General features: G+C 59.8%; 11 protein-coding genes and 1 riboswitch. Of the genes, 8 read left to right on the top strand and 3 right to left on the bottom strand.

Translation table 11 applies throughout. The features are described from left to right. Positions 1–317: 317 nt before the first annotated feature. Positions 318–403: riboswitch (ZMP/ZTP riboswitch) on the top strand. A gap of 28 nt (positions 404–431) precedes the next feature. The 4 genes from purH to FFA61_RS06795 all read left to right on the top strand — a co-directional run bounded on the left by purH (position 432) and on the right by FFA61_RS06795 (position 6535). Continuing rightward, on the top strand, positions 432–2282 hold the full coding sequence (gene purH / locus FFA61_RS06810; RefSeq protein WP_005965056.1) for a bifunctional phosphoribosylaminoimidazolecarboxamide formyltransferase/IMP cyclohydrolase: 1851 nt from the start codon (positions 432–434) through the stop codon (positions 2280–2282). A 256-nt stretch (positions 2283–2538) separates the two neighbouring features. Beyond that, a complete protein-coding gene (locus tag FFA61_RS06805) occupies positions 2539–2787 on the top strand; it encodes a hypothetical protein (protein ID WP_040314226.1) in 249 nt (82 codons plus the stop codon). Continuing rightward, on the top strand, positions 2787–4802 hold the full coding sequence (locus tag FFA61_RS09315; RefSeq protein ID WP_040314224.1) for an ABC transporter transmembrane domain-containing protein: 2016 nt from the start codon (positions 2787–2789) through the stop codon (positions 4800–4802). The genes FFA61_RS06805 and FFA61_RS09315 overlap by 1 nt, the downstream gene beginning before the upstream one ends. Further along, the gene (locus tag FFA61_RS06795) at positions 4799–6535 is read left to right on the top strand and encodes an ABC transporter ATP-binding protein (protein ID WP_005965047.1); all 1737 of its coding nucleotides are present in this window, start codon (positions 4799–4801) and stop codon (positions 6533–6535) included. The genes FFA61_RS09315 and FFA61_RS06795 overlap by 4 nt, the downstream gene beginning before the upstream one ends. 18 nt (positions 6536–6553) lie before the next feature. Here the strand turns inward: FFA61_RS06795 and FFA61_RS06790 are convergent, their stop codons facing one another. Further along, positions 6554–7930, bottom strand: coding sequence for a hypothetical protein (locus FFA61_RS06790; protein ID WP_005965044.1), 1377 nt, complete (start codon positions 7928–7930; stop codon positions 6554–6556). Positions 7931–8172: 242 nt separating this feature from the next. Between FFA61_RS06790 and guaA the strand changes: the two genes are divergently transcribed. From guaA to FFA61_RS06775, 3 genes are all read left to right on the top strand, one after another. Further along, positions 8173–9741: a glutamine-hydrolyzing GMP synthase gene (gene guaA / locus FFA61_RS06785; protein ID WP_005965041.1), complete on the top strand. Its 1569-nt coding sequence runs from the start codon at positions 8173–8175 to the stop codon at positions 9739–9741. Positions 9742–9823: 82 nt separating this feature from the next. Further along, positions 9824–11032 carry an ATP-binding protein gene (locus FFA61_RS06780; RefSeq protein WP_005965038.1) on the top strand — a complete coding sequence of 403 codons (1209 nt, stop codon included), beginning with the start codon at positions 9824–9826 and terminating at the stop codon, positions 11030–11032. A gap of 77 nt (positions 11033–11109) precedes the next feature. Next, the gene (locus FFA61_RS06775) at positions 11110–11931 is read left to right on the top strand and encodes an alpha/beta fold hydrolase (RefSeq protein WP_005965035.1); all 822 of its coding nucleotides are present in this window, start codon (positions 11110–11112) and stop codon (positions 11929–11931) included. A gap of 575 nt (positions 11932–12506) precedes the next feature. Here FFA61_RS06775 and FFA61_RS09310 read toward each other — a convergent pair. Next, positions 12507–13124: a hypothetical protein gene (locus FFA61_RS09310; protein ID WP_005965032.1), complete on the bottom strand. Its 618-nt coding sequence runs from the start codon at positions 13122–13124 to the stop codon at positions 12507–12509. After that, positions 13124–14896: a hypothetical protein gene (locus FFA61_RS06765; RefSeq protein WP_005965030.1), complete on the bottom strand. Its 1773-nt coding sequence runs from the start codon at positions 14894–14896 to the stop codon at positions 13124–13126. Before FFA61_RS06765 ends, FFA61_RS09310 begins: the two co-directional genes overlap by 1 nt. Positions 14897–15743: 847 nt before the next feature. Here FFA61_RS06765 and FFA61_RS06760 point away from each other — a divergent pair. Then, positions 15744–16562: a hypothetical protein gene (locus FFA61_RS06760; protein ID WP_005965024.1), complete on the top strand. Its 819-nt coding sequence runs from the start codon at positions 15744–15746 to the stop codon at positions 16560–16562. Positions 16563–17362: the final 800 nt, after the last annotated feature.

Raw genomic sequence — 17362 nt, 5'->3', positions numbered from 1 at the left:
CTTGCCCCAGAGGAACACTGGAATTGGGGTTGTCACTGAAATGAATAGTGGCACCTCACCCAGAGGAACACCGCCCTTCACTCTGAAGGAGTTTCTCACCCATGAGTAGTGCCTCACCTCCCCCAGGTATCGCCGTGTGGTCGCCTCACTTCCTGCCTTGGGAATCGCGCTTCTTCCAGGTGTCGCCGCGTGGCAAACGCACCTTCCACCTCAGGAACGCCTCGCCTCCGCTCGGCACCAGCACCGCGCCTCCCACCCTCGGGAACACTGAGCCCCGTCCTCGGGCTTGCCGAACCCGGGTGAGTGGGGGATAGGCTTGAGGCGGTCGCAACTGGCGAGGGTGGGGCACCACCGGGGAGCGGCCGGCAGTTCCCGTGAGGCGCCGCCCGCCTGGGCGCCGGGCATGATGATCGACCTTTACCGGAGGAAGCATGTCCGTTCGCTTGGACAACCTTGAACCCATCGACCTTCGCCCCCTCAACAGGGCCCTCATCTCCGTTTACGACAAGACCGGACTCGTGGAACTCGCGAGTGCCCTGTCGCAGGCGGGAGTGGAGATCGTCTCGACCGGCTCAACCGCCAAAACCATTGCCGAGGCTGGGATCCGAGTCACCCCCGTCGAGGATGTCACCGGCTTCCCGGAGGTCCTCGAAGGACGCGTCAAGACCCTTCACCCGATGATCCACGCGGGCATCCTCGCTGACCAGCGCAAATCCGAGCATCGCCAGCAGATCGACGATCTTCAGGTCGGAGCTTTCGACCTCGTGGTCTGCAATCTCTACCCCTTCAGTGAGACCGTCGCCTCCGGTGCACCCTTCGACGAGTGCGTTGAGCAGATCGACATCGGCGGCCCCTCCATGGTCCGCGCCGCCGCGAAGAACCACCCTTCCGTCGCGGTCGTCACTTCGCCCACGCGCTACTCCGAAGTCATCGCTGCAGCTCAAGGTGGGGGATTCACCCTTGAGGAGCGCCGCGGCCTGGCCGGTGAAGCCTTCGTGCACACCGCGACCTATGACCTTGCAATCTCCGGCTGGTTCGCGGAGCAACTCGACCGTGACGACCTGCGCGAGGAGATTGCCGAGGCCTGCGAGCGTCATCTTGACGCCTCCGACGCCGCCTTCCTCTCTTCCTTGGGCTTCGAGCTTTCCGAGGACGAGGAGGCTGTCCTCGAATCGGGCGCCGAAGAGGGAGCCTTCCCCGTTTACGCCGCCGATGCTTTCGAACGCGTCGAGGCCCTGCGTTACGGTGAGAACCCACATCAGGGGGCTGCCGTTTACCGCGAGATCAACATTGAGGAAGAGTTCGAAGACGGCGACGAGGACGTCGAACTCCTCCCCGGGATCGCGAACGCCCGCCAGCTTCACGGCAAGGCGATGAGCTACAACAACTACACCGACGGTGACGCGGCCCTGCGCGCCGCCTACGACCACGAGCTTCCTTGCGTCGCGATTATCAAGCACGCCAACCCCTGCGGTATCGCGGTGGCCGAGGATGTCGCTCAAGCGCATCGCAAGGCGCACGCCTGCGATCCCGTCTCCGCCTTCGGGGGCGTCATCGCAGTCAACCGGCCCGTGACGCTTGAGCTTGCCGAACAGATCGTCCAGATCTTCACCGAGGTCGTCCTCGCCCCCGCCTACGAGGACGGGGCCCTTGAAGTCTTGTCCACGAAGAAGAACCTCCGCGTCCTCGAGGTCCTCCCGCCCGAGCGCGGTGGCCGCGAATTCAAGCAGATCTCCGGCGGCCTGCTCGTTCAGGAGCGCGACGAGGTCGATGCCCCCGGTGATTCCCCGGAGAACTGGACGCTCGTCGCGGGTGAACCTGCCGACGCGAAGACCCTCGCCGACCTGGAGTTCGCGTGGCGGACGGTCCGAGCTGTGCGCTCAAATGCGATCCTCCTCGTCAAGGATGGGGCTTCGATTGGCGTTGGCATGGGCCAGGTCAACCGGGTTGATTCGTGCAAGCTCGCGGTCGAGCGAGCCAACACGCTTGGCGGCCGTTCGACGGGCGACGCGGCGAAGGGCGCGGGGGCGCAGATTGATTCGGCAGGCGGCGCGAGGAGCGAGGATCTCGTGTCGGATGCGCCCGAGCAGCGTTCCATCGGTGCGGTTGCGGCCTCTGACGCGTTCTTCCCCTTCGCTGATGGTCTGCAGGTTCTCATTGACGCGGGTGTGAAGGCCGTTGTCCAGCCCGGCGGCTCCGTTCGCGATGCCGAATCCATTGAGGCGGCGAAAGCGGCGGGCATCACGATGTACCTCACGGGTACTCGTCATTTCGCGCACTGAGCCTTCGCCGATGGGGACTGACCCCTTCACCTGGGCGCATCGAGCCTTTGTCGACGACTGCGAGTGGAGGGTTTGGCGACAAGTGGAGGGGATATAAACCCTCCAGATGTCATTATTCCCTCCACTCAGCACGTGGACTCGAATTCACGCTTGATCACCAGATAGCGCGGGAGGGGATTGCCTCCACTTGGGAAGAAACGAAAGGACGGGGAGGGAACGCTCGGAGCGGAGGGACAATGCCTCCAAGACCGGAGCGATGACGCGACGCCTTGAGCGAGTCACCGTATCGTGGAAGACACTCGCAGGCGGGCGGACCACGATGCGAGGGGAAGGTCAGCCCCGCGCTTGCGTGGAAGACGCGCACGCCCAGGGCGGACACAAGGCCGTCAAAGGAGTGTTCTCAGGAGTGCGTGGAAGACGCGCGCACCCGGGGCGGCCCTTCCTCGCAGGCCCCTCGGCATCGGGCGCACACCATGAATCGAAACTGATCGGAACGAGGGGATAGTGAAGAGGACCTACGAGGAGATCGCGTCGCGAGCAGGCGTGAACCTACCCCCTCTAGGGCCCCTGCCCGGCCGCTGGCCCCGCCCCCTTCGCACCCTCAAAGGACCGGCATGGCCGCTTCCCGCCAGACCCGGCCCCTTCCTCAAGATGCTGCTCGCCCGCAGACGCGGTGCCCTCGTCCTCGCCACCCTCACGTCCGGATTGGGCGCCCTTGCCTCGGCCCTCATTTCCTGGGCAATGGGGCACACACTCGACGCTGCCCTCGCCTTCGGGCTCTCACTCCAACTCGCCGAATGGACGGGCCTCTTCCTCCTCATCATCCTTCTCGTCGCCATCGGAGACAGTCTGGCGCAGCTCACCGAAATCAGCGCCTGGATGGGATCCGCAGTCGGCGCCCCCAGAACACTGAGCGAAAGAACCTCGGATCGAGCCCGCTCCTTCAAACGCGCCTCATCAGCCGGAGACATCCTCACTGCCGTCAACGCCGACGCGCACGCCCTCGGACGGGCGACCGCGCTGATCCCCGAACTCCTGGCCTCCGCAGCCGCCGTGGTCCTCGTCGCCGTCCTCATGCTGCGAGTCTCGGTGAGTCTCGGTCTCATCGTCATCATCGGCATGCCGCTCCTCTTCGCGCTTCTCCTCCTCATCGCCAAACCCTTGGAACAGCGTCAATCCGCCTTTCGCGCTGAACAAGGAGAACTCACCTCCATCTCGACAGACGCGGTCCAGGGGCTGCGGATCCTCCGAGGCATCGGAGGTGAAACGACCTACACCCGCGCCTACCGCGCCCAGTCCGCGCGGGTACGCGCCGCAGGTATCCGCGTCGCCCCCACGGTCTCCCTCCTTGCGGCGATCCGCTCTGCCGCGCCGATGCTCTTCTCCGTCCTTGTCGTCGCACAGGGAGCCGTCCTCGTTTCCGAGGCACGGATGAGCGTCGGACAACTTCTCGCCTTCTACGGGTACACGGTCTACCTGCGCCACCCCGTGTGGCTCCTCGGCGAATCCGTTGAGCACATGACGCGAGCCTGGGTCGGAGCGAAACGAGCCGCCGACCTGCTCGGCATCGAGCCGATGGTGCGGGACACTCCCGTGAAGGGCGGGGACACACCACCGACGGGTGAGAATGCGCCGCCGACGCGCGGGGACGTGCCGCCGACTGACGAGGACGAGCCCAGCCCGCAGTGGGCCCACGCCCAACTCATCGACCCAGTGAGCGAAGTTTGCATCACTCCCGCAGCGATCAGCGTGATCCTCGCACCCGCCCCAGATATGGCGCTCCGTGTCTGCCGACGGCTCGCACGCATCGACGACTCGGAAGACAACGGGCTCCTAGTCGCCCCAAAGGGCACCATCGCACTCGCCGAGCTACCCATTGACGAGGTCCGCGAAAGCATCCTCCTCGCCGAAGAGATCCCGCAAATCTTCGCCGGAACCCTGCGCGACGCCCTGCTCGGCAGTCGCGCCCCCGAAGAACGAGTCCCCGGGACCACCGAAGCCATCTACCGCAACGTCTTGGAAAACGCCGAACTCGGTGATGAGTTAAAGCAAAGCAGCGAGAACAAAGACGCAGAAGAACACGACCCTCGCCTGTTCTCAGCCCTGGAAGCAGCGGCCGCCGCCGACGTTATCGACTCGCTCGATGCGGGTCTTGACGGCAGACTCAGCGAACTGGGCCGCAACCTTTCAGGAGGCCAGCGCCAGCGCCTCGCGCTGGCCCGAGCCTACGCTCAAGACGCCCCCATCCTCCTCCTCGTCGAGCCGACCTCCGCCCTCGACTCCCACACCGAGGCAATCATCGCCGAACGATTGCCCCTCGAGCGCGCCGGTCGCACCACGGTCCTCGTCACGGAGTCGCCGATTCTTGCGCGAGCCGCAGAGCGCATCATCGTCCTCGACGCCGAAGGCCATGTGATCGGCGAAACCACCCCCGACGCAATCGACTCCGCCCCCTCTGATGCGCCGGAGACGACGTGCGCCGCCCGTAAGATCCTCGCCCGACGAGGAGAAGACGCATGAGCCGCAGACTCCCCATCGCCCCGGCAGCCCTCACACGGCGACGCCTCATCGGACTCCTGCACGCTCACGCCGGGGGAGTAGCCCTCGTTCTCTTCCTCCAACTCGCCGCCGCACTGGCCTCCGTGGCCCTGCCCTGGATCGTCGGCGACATCATCGACGGCATCCGCGCGGGAATGGGTGGCGCGTGGGTGCGTCGGCTCCTCCTTCTCGCTGTCGTGTTCGTCGTCGCGAACTTCATCCTCGCCTGGTGGGCCGAGACCCGGGCGAGAATCCTCGGCGAGACGGTCTTCGCCCGGCTGCGCGACGGTCTCGTCGACTCTGTCGTCCATCTTCCCCTGTCGACTGTTGAGACTGCGGGAAGCGGAGACCTCATCAGTCGTACCACGACGGACATCGACCGCGTCCAGATGATGATCCGCCAGGGCCTATCGACGATCCTCATCCTCCTGATGACCATCGGAGTGACCCTCGGTGCCGCCTTCGTTGCCGCACCGAGCCTCGCATGGATTCTTCCTATCGAGATCATTGGCGTCGTTGGCGTGAGCCTGTGGTACATGCCCAGGACGATCCCCGCCTACCGCGCCTCTGCGGCGATGATCGCGGTATTCTCCGGCCACCTGTCCGAGACGGTCACCCAGGCCGAGGCCGTTGACGCCCTGAGGCTCGGAGCGGGAAGACACCGAACCTTTGACTCGATGCTCGCCCAAATGTGGCGCCTTGAACGTTACGGGGCGTGGATGCGGGGCTTCCTCTTCTTGGGGATGGTCGCCGTGACCCTCGTCCCGATTGCCGCGATGATCCTTCTTGGGGCCATCCTAGTGCCGGCGGGTGTCCTCACCGCGGGCTCGGTGACGACACTCGTCATGTACTGCTACCAGATTCGCACGCCCCTGTGGCAGGCAACCTTTTGGATTGACGAGCTCCAATTCGCGTGGATCTCGCTTCAACGGATCTTCGGCGTCGAACTCGTTGAGCCCGACCGGAGAACGAATCCGCAGGCCCGAGGCGATGGCCCGATCCGCGTCGAGGGGGTCTCCTACGCCTATCACGAAGGACGCCCCGTCCTGCACGGCATCGACCTGGAACTCCACGAGGGCGAGACTCTCGCGATCGTCGGCCCTTCGGGTGCGGGCAAATCGACACTCGGACGCATGATCGCAGGCATCCATCCGCCGACTTCGGGGCATGTACGCTCTGGGCAAGCCGAGCTCGTCGAGCTGCCCGAAGAAGAACTGCACCGGCGGGTCGTCCTCGTCACTCAGGAGCACCACGTCTTCGTCGGCACCATCGCCGATAACGTCCGGCTCGCCCGCGTCGATGCTTCCGATGAGGAGCTGTGGGCGGCGCTCAAACTTGTCGGCGCGGACTCGTGGGTTCAAGACGAGGGCGGGCTCGGGATGCGAGTCGGCGCGGGCGGCACCCAGTTGACGCCTGCGCGCGCCCAGCAGATCGCACTCGCCAGGATCGCCCTGATGGATCCGGCGACCCTCGTCCTCGATGAGGCGACGTCACTCTTGGACCCCGAATCGGCGAGGTCAGTGGAGGATTCCCTGGGTGGGGTCCTCTCCGGGAGGACCGTTGTCGCGATCGCCCATCGGCTTCATACGGCGCAGGACGCTGATCGGGTGGCGGTCATGGTCGAGGGCTCCATTGTCGAGCTCGGTACGCATGAGGAGCTGCTGGCATGCGGCGGCGAATACGCGGCACTGTGGAGGGCCTGGCAGGGGGAGTGAGTGCTGGCGGAAGGGCTCTCACAGCCCCGCGTCTGGGTGCTCGGGGAAGATCGGCATGACCCCGGGAATATGGCTGTGCGCAGTGAGGGGATTCGTGGGGATTTCGTATGCACGATCCAGGAAGGGACGGATCTTCTCGGCGAGTTCGGCGGGCTGTTCATCGGAGACGAACACGACTTGCGGGTGCAGCTTCGCGGATTCGACGAGGTTGAGGATCGGCCGCGAATTCTCCCACTCGGAGTCCACCCAGTACACAGTCCAATCGGGGCCGAGGGCGGTGCGGGCGCTCGCAATGAGACGCCGGACCCGACACCCCGGTGGTAGGGCGGTGACAACGTCCTCGTCCAGGTCGATCATGAGGTCGGGGCCGGACACGACCTCGAGCATGCCCTCGGGAACATCCACGGGCGAGGCGGCTGAACGCGCCCACTTCGGAGTCTTCGCCTCGACGTGCTCGATCGGGGTGGCTAGGCGTGCGAGCCAGTCGACGAGCTTCCAGGTCATGAGCTCGGGCCTCATGTCGAGCATCTCGGGTACGGCCCAGCGGAATTGGCACACTGCGAGGAACCAGTCGAGCGGATCAACAGGACCGAGCAACAGGCCCTCCCGCAGGTAGAGGGCGCGCAGCATGATGGCATCGCGAATCGGATCCTCGGCGAGGGCGCGGGCCTTCTTCAAGCGTCGATGGAATCTCTTCTGCGCCGAGGCGTAGTCGTCGCCGTTTCTCCACTGGTCGCCGGGCCAGTTGTGGAGGCGGAGGACCTCCTCGCGTAGGGAGAAGCGTTCGCCGATGTGGCCACGTCGGTCGAGGACGTCATCCCAGGCTTCCACCATCGTCAGGGCCCGTTCGAACTCTGGAGGCAGAGTGAGATAGGGGATGACTGTGAGGTCCATCGTGGCGAGATCGGCCTGCCAGCGGCGCAGGCCTTCAAGTGTGACGGGAGTGCCCTCGACGTTCTTCCACTGTTTCTTCTCGGCCCGCTCATCGAAGGCCGCGAACCACGAGTCGATTGCCCGCAGGAGGTGCTTCTTCGGCTCGGAGGGAGTGTGGGTGGCGCTCAGAGTCAGGTCCCCGGCTTCGTAGATCGCTTCGAGGTGTGCGATCGCCTTGAGCAGGAGCGGGCGGGATGGCAGTTTCACCTTTTTCCTGCCAGCGAGGGGCACGGGGTTGAGGAATTGTTTGATCAGCCATGCGGCGTCCGGTGATTTCGCAGTTGTGGCGACGAGCTCGCTGGCGGCGCGCACGCCCTCGTTGATGGAGGCGATGAGGGGGAGGCAGGCGCGTTCTTCGCGCGTGAGTTTGCGCCCGTCCGGGTAGCGTTTCTTCGCACCGTGCATGCCGAGTTCGACGACGAACACGGGCAGAGCGGGGCGTTTGCGATCCTTCGGGGCCATAGTGGCATTGTCGCGCAGGATGAGGGACGAGGCCAGGGGCGAAGGCGCTGCCTGGGCAGGATGAGGGACGAGGCCGGGGGTGAATATGCTGGCTGAGGCGGACGAGGAGAGAGATCAGGGGAGGGGCGGATGAGCCCTGGAAGACGCGCACAATCACCGCGCGAAGCGGGAGCACTCCGCCCGAGACCCCCTGCACAGTCCACGGAGCCCGAATCGTCGATCTTGCCGGGTAGAATCCCCGTGTGAACACGACTGCTCCCCGCCCTGTCCTCGTCGTTGATTTCGGTGCCCAGTACGCGCAGCTCATCGCTCGTCGCGTGCGCGAGGCTTCGGTGTACTCCGAGATCGTTGCCCACACCATGCCCATTGCGGACATGCTCGCCAAGGAGCCGGCCGCGATCATCCTCTCGGGCGGTCCTTCCTCGGTGTACGAGGACGGCGCCCCCTCGATTGATCCTGCGATCTTCGACGCGGGAGTCCCCGTCCTCGGCATTTGCTACGGGTTCCAGACGATGGCCCAGGCGCTGGGCGGTACGGTCGGGCGCACGGGTACGCGCGAATATGGCCACACTGATGCGAATATTGCTGTGGGCTCGTGTCTTTTCGCCAATACTCCCGGTGACCAGGTCGTGTGGATGAGTCACGGTGATGCCGTCCAGGCCGCTCCCTCGGGTTTCGAGGTCACTGCCTCCACCGCCCAGACGCCTGTCGCAGCTTTCGAGAATCGTGAGCGTCGCCTCTTCGGCCTCCAGTGGCATCCCGAGGTCGCCCATTCTGCTTTTGGTCAGGATGCTTTGAAGAACTTCTTGTACGAGGGCGCGGGCATTGAGCCCTCCTGGACTCCCGGTTCCATCGTTGACGAGCAGGTCGAGAGGATCCGTGAGCAGATCGGCGATGCTCAGGTGATTTGCGCGCTGTCCGGAGGTGTCGACTCTTCCGTTGCTGCGGCTCTCGTCCACAAGGCGGTCGGCGATCAGCTGACCTGCTTCTTCATCGATCATGGGCTGTTGCGTGCGGGCGAGCGCGAGCAGGTTGAGAACGACTATGCGCGCGGAATGGGTATTCGCGTCATCACGTGCGACGAGTCTGAGCGTTTCCTTTCTGCGCTCGCGGGGGTGTCTGACCCGGAGACGAAGCGCAAGATCATTGGCCGCGAGTTCATCCGCTCCTTCGAGGCCGCTCAAAAGCAGGTCATTGAAGAGGTTGGTGCTAAGGGCGAGGTGAAGTTCCTCGTCCAGGGCACCCTGTACCCGGATGTCGTCGAGTCCGGCGGCGGCGAGGGTGCGGCGAATATTAAGAGCCACCACAATGTTGGCGGCCTGCCCGATGACATGACCTTCGAACTGGTCGAGCCTCTGCGTGCCCTCTTCAAAGACGAGGTCCGCGCCGTGGGGCGTGAGCTCGGTCTGCCCGACTACCTGGTGAATCGTCAGCCCTTCCCCGGTCCGGGTCTTGGTATTCGCATCATTGGTGAGGTCACGAAGGAGCGTCTCGATATTTTGCGCGCCGCTGATCTGATTGCCCGTGAAGAGTTGAGCGCAGCGGGCCTTGATTCTCAGATCTGGCAGTGCCCGGTGGTGCTCTTGGCTGATGTGAGGAGTGTGGGTGTCCAAGGTGATGGCCGCACCTACGGTCATCCGATCGTGCTGCGCCCCGTGTCTTCCGAGGACGCGATGACTGCTGATTGGACGCGCCTGCCTTATGAGGTTCTTGCGAAGATTTCGACGCGCATCACGAACACGGTGCCCGAGGTCAACCGCGTGGTCCTCGATGTGACGAGCAAGCCCCCGGCCACGATCGAGTGGGAGTAGTCAAATTTGGGAATACTGTTCCCAAATTTGACCGCATAGATACGCAATAAGAAAATTGCCTTCATGCAGAAGGAGGCAGTTCATGTATATCAGGCGCGAAATTGAGTCGACCATCGACGCCATGCTGACACAGGGCAAGGTGGTTCTTATCACCGGTGCGCGCCAAGTAGGTAAGACCACGGTGCTCAAAGAACACCTTGGGGGCTCCTTCAGCTACGTCTCGATGGAAAACCCGCGCGACTATCTGCTGGCCAAACAGGATGCCGTGCTGTTCTTCGATTCTCATGAACTCCCTCTGATCGTCGACGAAGTCCAGCGGGTGCCCGAGCTGTTCTCCCCCGTGAAATGGATTGTCGACCAGTCCGACCAGAAGGGCCGCATTGTGCTCACCGGGTCGCAGACGTACCATCTGATGAAGGGCGTGAGCGAGTCTCTGGCTGGCAGGATTAGGATTATCGAAATGCCCCCTCTCAGCTTGAGGGAGCTTATCGGCTCTGCAAGCAGCCCGCATCCTTACGTGCCGGCGCGGATTACCGAGCCCAAGCATGTGAAAGGCCTGGATATTTGGAGCGTCATCCACAGGGGCTCCATGCCCGAGCTTCAAGACAGTTCCGTGGAGTGGGACTCCTTCTACTCGGATTACGTATCTGCATATCTTGAACGCGATGTACGCGACCTCATCAACGTTCAGGATGAGGCCAAGTTCTACAGTTTTATGGTTGCCTGTGCTGCAAGGTCAGGACAGTTGTTGAACGCTACTGATATCGGAAACGCAATCGACGTCGACCACAAAACAGTCAAGGCATGGCTCTCAGTACTCCAGGCCTCGAACATCGTGAAGGTTATCCAGCCGTTCTGGCCGAATGTGGACAAACGTCTTTCCAAAACCCCGAAGATCTTCTTTATGGACACGGGGCTCGTATGTCACCTCACGCGGTGGACAACCCCCGAACAGCTTCGCAACGGTGCGGTCGCCGGGCACGTCTTCGAGACCTTCGTTGTCTCGGAGGTGCTCAAGAGCTACATGAACGCAGGAGCGAACCTCCGCGACGTGTGGTTCTACCGAGATGCGAAGAAGCGCGAGATTGACCTCGTCATACAGGATGGCCATGTGTTGCATCCCGTGGAGGTTAAGACGGCGGCCACCGTTGGAAGCGATGCTGTCAAAAACTTCGGCTGCTTGGACAGGCTCTCGGATTACGAGGTTGGGTTCGGGCATGTGGTCTGCCAGACCGATGAGCCCTATCTTGTGACGCGCGACGTACAGGCCGTACCGGTCTGGGAACTCTAGCTCGTCCTCAGGCAAGTGCAAGCCAAGGACGCTGCGACTGCTTATCCTGCTTGAACCTCAACGAGAAAGATTCACCCATGCCCCAAACCTTGCAGGAGCGCGCTTATCGCACCAATAGCGGTGACGTCGCCTATTGGGTGGACGCCTCTGCCAATACGGATATGCCATGGCTCGTATTTCTTCCCGGCCTTACTGCTGACCACACCCTGTTCGACGCGCAGATGGCGCATTTCTCAGGCAAGGCAAAATGCCTGGTGTGGGATGCCCCTGCGCACGGGAAATCACGACCGTATCCGCTTGACTTCTCCCTGGACGATTATGCCCGCATTCTGCACGGAGTTTTGGAGGCAGAGAACGTCAAGGGCCCAGTGCTTGTGGGACAGTCGCTCGGCGGTTACGTTGCGCAAGCGTTCATCGACCTCTATCCAGGAGAAGCCTTTGGCTTCGTCTCCATCGATTCAGCGCCGCTCAAAAGAAAGTATTACCCGACGTGGGAAGTCAAAGCGCTACGACATACTAAGAGCATGTACCGTTCTATGCCTTGGTCTTGGCTGAAGTCGCTGGGCTCATGGGGAGTAGCGACAACCGCCGAGGGGAAAGCTAGCATGCGCTCCTTCATGGAAAGCTACACCAAGAAGGAGTATGTGGAGCTCGCCGCGCACGGTTACACGATGCTTGCTGATGCTGTCGAGTCCGGACGCGCTTACGACATCGACTGTCCGGCACTATTGCTCTGCGGGGAGAAGGACCGCGCTGGTGATGTGAAGGTGTTCAACCGCAAATGGTCTGCCGGTGAGAGCATCCCTCTCGTGTGGGTGCCTGACGCGGGGCATAACTCGAATGCCGATAATCCCAGCTTTGTGAACAGCCAGATTGAGCAACTCATGACCACGCTATAACGCCAGGCACCACACTTGCCTCTTGCGCATTCACCAACAATGCAATAAGCGACATACGCTGAGGGCTACTAGGTCATATTTCGTCACCTGCGGATCTCAAATCAGCATTTCCCCAGCTCAGAGCTGTCACTCTTCGGTCGGACGAAAATACTCTTTTCAAGTGATTACAGAGCATGTAGTCACCGCTGACTACATGGTGACCAAACGGTTTTCGCGATAGGAGAGTAAAGAAAACCCCAGTCCACCTGACCCGCTGATTACATGAAAACGAAGCGTGCAACGATCGAGTGGGAGTATGGCTGTCAGACTCTGGGTGTGATAGAGGCTGTGGCTCCTTTCCAATCATCGCCGTCTTTATCAAATCCGGGGCGCAACACTCAACGGTCACCTCGAACACCTCCGAGACAGCGCTCTAGGTTTTCGCAACCCCCGCTAAGTACGTCACCCGCCACCTGCTTGAAACAGGAGTCTTCGAAGCCGCCCACACTCTCAATTGGGATGAGCCTGTTATCGGTGCACAAGGAAACGCTGTCGAGCCCGAGGGGTCGACAGCGTCAGCGTGTGTGTTGAACTCGCTAACTCTTTTCTTTGAGCGCCTTCTCAAGCGCGTTCGTGAGTTCCGCATTGCTTCGCTTCAAGTATTTCTGGCTGCGCTCGAGAATCTTGAGCATCTTCTTCGGGCTGATTTCAGCGTCGTTGTCGCTCTCATCTTCGTCGGTCTCGGAATCCTCGTCGAAGGCCAACACACGTTTGATGGCCTCTATTTCGGTCTCCAGCTCGACAGTTCGCATGCTTAGCGTCTCCCCGATTTCGTTGGCTGATGAATGGTCTCCCTTCCGCTTGATGAGAACCTCTTCGCTGAATGCAATTAGCTTCGCGCACTCTTCGAGCATATAGTTTTCGTCCGTCGCCAAAGCTATCGACAGCGCTGCGGATGCACTTGAGCCGCCGACCGCGCCGAGAAGTGCGCCCCCGCCTGCGATCACCATCGTTCCACCTGCCATACCCGCCCCGCCAGTAGCAAGGGCTCCTCCTCCCAAGAACGCGAGGCTGGCGCTCGTAAGTGCTGCTCCTGAGAGTGTGGCGATTTCCGCGCCGAGCGCAGCTGCCAAAACGGGCGCGAAATAGAATGCGAATCCACCGGTCACGGCAACGACGACGACGGTTCCCGCTGCGCCTGCGATGCCCTTCATTACGGATCCGTCCAAGCGGCTGCGCGCTGTGCCCACGGCCTTGTCAAGTTTTTCAGACTACCGAAGCTCACCGACCCCTGGCGTACGCAAAAGACGTCTTTCGCGTAATTTGAGCATGGCTTGAGGCCCTTGTGCATTCTGTCGTTTTTACTATGAAAGAATCTGTACGGCTCGAACCTCGCTGCTTCCATTGCCACGAGCCACAGCCACGTATCGTCCTCGTCTTCTTTTCGCAGTCTTTCGATTTCGTCGTACAGGGGAGCGTCGTTCAGGAAATATTCGGCACCTGCGGCCCAGACGGTGTTCGTCGTCTCGACGATTTTGTCGCTCCACTCCTCGAGCCATTTCTGCTTGCGGGCCTTGCGCTTATCGCGCTTTTCGAGCTCGATGTCGTACGCAACGAGCTGGTACATGATTGAGTGAAGGACTCGCGCCTTCTCGAAATCGAGCTTCAAACACCCGAGGCTTGCGAGTTTGCGTTCGTACGAGTCCTCGGGTCTCTCGCCCTCTTCAAGCTTCCTGTCGGAAAATGTTGCCTTCGCGTCTACGACGCATGCGACCACAAAGGACGCAACACCAACGTAATTGATGTGGAGAAAAAACTTTACAGGGTCTTTAGCGGGAATCGCCCTTACGAGAGCATCTGCGAAGTCGATGCCACTGAACACTCCGCTCGACACAGTCACCATCCTATGCATGGCGGGAGTGCCCCATGGAAGAATGTCCTCGGGTGCAATTCGCCCCAGGTCGCCGAAGCTGCGGATGTCGAGACTCTCGATCTCGCGGAAAAGCCTTCGGCAGAAGTAGGCCCCTCGGACAATGCATTGATTGATGAGCACCGGCGCCGCCATCCTGCCAACCTCTTCGAGGATGCCGATCTCAGTTCGAAGGTCGAATCGCCGCTCCGTGCCCTTGATGATCTTGCCGTTCGCGTCATGGTCTGCAAGAAGGGTTCCGTTGAACAGCTTCGAGAGCCAGAGTCTGAAGCTCAGATCGTCACTCTTCGAGTCCTTGAAGAAGGGGAGTGATGAGAACTCCTTCAAGAGAGACAACAGCGGGCCCGGGATGCCGGTTCCCTTTCCACCGTTGCCGCTTGATCCGGCTGCGTCGCTAACCATGTGGAAGAACCACTCGATGGTTCCGAATACGATCTTCTCTTGAGTGCTTTTGCCCAGGTATTGTCTATGCGATTCGGGGATTGGAATGATTGCCAATGCGCCGTTAGTATCAGTGCCGATTGAAAAGCCAGAGAACTGCGTGAAGATGGACATCGCCAACCCGCCAATACTCAGGTGATGGGCGAAGTCTCGGAAATGATGCTGCCTGCCGCCGCCCCAATCGTTGGTGTTGCCATCACTGGCCAGTGGGTGATTTTCTTCAAGCGTCTTGATGGCCTTGTTAAGGTCGTCGCCATTGTAGCCCTCTGCCTTGGCGACCTTGAGCACAATCTTCTCGACTTTGTCACTGCCCCACTCGTTTGCTCTATCAAGTGAGAATTCTCCGGTGAGGAGGATATCGATGATGCCTGCGATGATGCCGCTGCTGACTGCGACGATGTAATCGGTCCTGTCGGCCTTGTCTACATGGGGTTCCCAGTCAATCTGGTCAGATAAGTGATCGGCAACATTCGAGTAAGCTCCGCTATCGACGGTCGGCTCGTTTCCCTTCAGGGGATTAGAGCCGAAAAATCCGGGTAGCAGTTGCTTTTTCGGAAACACCATCTCGTATCGAACGAATGGCGTGTCCTTGTCGAAGGACTCCCCGTCAGTCATCGTTACCGTCCTGGGGTGTTGATTACAAAGTGGTTGCACTAGCTGTTGTTCCTCATAAAACTGTGAACGAGTTTGATGAGGGGTTAAGCCTTCGAGATCAGTGCGGGACCGATGTTGATTCTAGTGATACAACTAGTGGAACACGAAGCGCCTCCACCAAGCCCTCAACTACCACACCCCACAAGAAACAAAAGATCCGTACTATACTCACCACCACGCCCCAACCCTTGTTGGAGCATAGAAGCGGAACAGAACCCAGGACGCTTCATCTTGACGCCACACGCGCCTACAACCACTACAGGGGAAACGACACAGCTCGATCAGTAGCGTGATGGGGCGTCACTCGAGGGGTTCATGAGCCAGCTGTCGAGTCACAGTGTCACGAGCTGTCCCTGACACCCACACCGGCGGCACCAACCGTCGGGGCTCGACCAACCGAAATTTCCATACCGCATGCTCAGACTCGATGAGCTGGCCGGTGACATCCAGACCAAGGTCGCCCAAGCCAATGAGGGTGATCATATCAAGACCCCTGAAGGTAGTGTTGGACATGTCGAGGTCTTCGAGATGGGCCCCCTGACAAATCCCATCATCAAAACACCTCGACCATCAACTGGGCACAATGCGCCTTCCAGGTGACACCGCCGTTACACCTTTAATTGGGAAGAGCCACAAAAGAACAAGTATATGTGCTCTGGTTGTCTTCCGCTTTTTCATGCTTCGCATTCTTATTCGCAATTCTACCGTCGAGTAAATTCTGATTTCCTATTTTTCTGGAACGATTAAAGGGTGGTGCAGGTCGAGGGGGCTTCAATATCGTTTCGTCTTCGGAGTGGAGGAGTGTCTGATGAGAGATTATCTGATGAAAGATGGACCGCATTATTTTTCTTTGACAGTTGCGATTCTGGTAGCGGTCGCAGTTGTTCTTGCGTTTCTGGATAGTCTGAGGGGGTTTTTGGTTGTCTTTCTGGCGGCAGTTTTTGTCTCCCTTATTTTGCTGATGATTGTTGGCGTTGGGGTTGCCTTCAATCGTGTCAAAATGAAAGGCGACTCTGTTGAATGTGCGAAGGAGGTTGGAATCTTACTAGGCGTTCTTACCGCATCTTTGGGGATTCTGTTCGCCACTGGACAGTTCTATAGTCTCCGTATGACGCTGGATATGCCAAGCGCATATAGCAGCACGGTCAGTTATCGTTTTGGTGATTACGGCTCTCTGAAGCTTGATGATCTTTCTGAGGAATTGCCTCCTCTGAAAGGCAATAAGGCAGTGACTATACATGCCAATTTTGGTGCCTATGCGGATGGAATGATGAAAACGGTCGCCCTTGTTACTGATTTTCCTCGCGAAAAACTGTTCAGGTACTCTGATCAGTATATTCCATCGCAATACCAGGCTAGCAGCTATTCGGATGTGGGCTATCTTGTTATCGTAAGAAATCGCGCGGAGAGGAGCAATTCAGTCGAATATACCAGTGGGGCGATACCGTATGCCTGGTGTATTGATGTCGGGATATATGATGGTGAGAGCATGGTAGCATCTACGACAATAGAAGGGAACTATCGGCCCACTACAAGCTTAAAAAGTGGTCCTGTAATTGGTCCAGCTCCAGAGGAGGAAGTAAGAGAGTGGGTGGCGAATGAATTGGAGCGGCTTATAGATGGATGAATACTTGCTCTTTGATTGAGTAGCCATCTTTTCTCAAAATAACGTTTTGTATTGGTTGTATTGGATAAATAGGGCATGTTGACGTTATGTAAGGATTTTTCTATGATAACAAGAATAAGTGGTTCTTCCCCATTAAGGGTGTAGCGGTGGTGTTAACTGGGGGCTAGGTTCTAGTGGTGGTTGCAACAGAGTCTTTGTGAAGGGGGTCGTTGTGGCTGATCGTGGTTGTGTTCTTCGAGGGCTTATCTGACCCCTGTTTCGATGTGCTGAATAAAAGAGAGGGGGCGTGGAATCGGCGTCCTTCCTCTGCGTCCCGACGCTCGTCAATTTGATTACTGGACACATGATAGGGGGCGATTTGTGTCTAAAAATCAAAGAGGTGTGGCCATGGGAAAAGCGAAGAGATAGCCAGGTCTATTGAGCGTGCCGCGGGCGTCGTCAACGCAGCACAGATTGCGGAAGCAGGCTTTCTGCCCGGTTCGATCTCCTACGCCCTGAAAACAAATGCCATAGATAAGCTCACGAGGGATGTTTCATGCTCACCGGAGGTGTGTGACGACGAGTTTGCCTCTATCCCCTACAGGTGGAGGAAGTACGTGCTCCCGCATGGCAGCCCACTCTACCTTGTCGGGCTCTTAGACAGGATGCCCTACGCTCTTGACGTCACCGCTCCACCCTGATGTAGCCCACGTGCCCTCTTTTGTGAGTCCCCCGAGGTGAAGTCACCCGGTGGCACCATGGTGAGGGCGTAGCGGGCAGAGCGTGCGGTGGCCGAGCTCATCTCACAGAGGTCTTTTGTC

The organism is Schaalia cardiffensis F0333 (assembly GCF_005886435.1).
Classification (GTDB): Bacteria; Actinomycetota; Actinomycetes; order Actinomycetales; family Actinomycetaceae; genus Pauljensenia; species Pauljensenia cardiffensis.
Note: the sequence above shows the minus strand (reverse complement) of the source record. Positions and strands in the feature narration are given on the sequence as shown.

Excerpts from the sequence above, each read along its gene's own strand:
- purH (WP_005965056.1), top strand. The coding sequence starts at position 432 with ATGTCCGTTCGCTTGGACAACCTTGAACCCATCGACCTTCGCCCCCTC.
- FFA61_RS06805 (WP_040314226.1), top strand. The coding sequence starts at position 2,539 with ATGACGCGACGCCTTGAGCGAGTCACCGTATCGTGGAAGACACTCGCA.
- FFA61_RS06795 (WP_005965047.1), top strand. The coding sequence starts at position 4,799 with ATGAGCCGCAGACTCCCCATCGCCCCGGCAGCCCTCACACGGCGACGC.
- FFA61_RS06790 (WP_005965044.1), bottom strand. The coding sequence starts at position 7,930 with ATGGCCCCGAAGGATCGCAAACGCCCCGCTCTGCCCGTGTTCGTCGTC.
- FFA61_RS06780 (WP_005965038.1), top strand. The coding sequence starts at position 9,824 with ATGTATATCAGGCGCGAAATTGAGTCGACCATCGACGCCATGCTGACA.
- FFA61_RS06775 (WP_005965035.1), top strand. The coding sequence starts at position 11,110 with ATGCCCCAAACCTTGCAGGAGCGCGCTTATCGCACCAATAGCGGTGAC.
- FFA61_RS09310 (WP_005965032.1), bottom strand. The coding sequence starts at position 13,124 with ATGAAGGGCATCGCAGGCGCAGCGGGAACCGTCGTCGTCGTTGCCGTG.
- FFA61_RS06765 (WP_005965030.1), bottom strand. The coding sequence starts at position 14,896 with ATGACTGACGGGGAGTCCTTCGACAAGGACACGCCATTCGTTCGATAC.
- FFA61_RS06760 (WP_005965024.1), top strand. The coding sequence starts at position 15,744 with ATGAGAGATTATCTGATGAAAGATGGACCGCATTATTTTTCTTTGACA.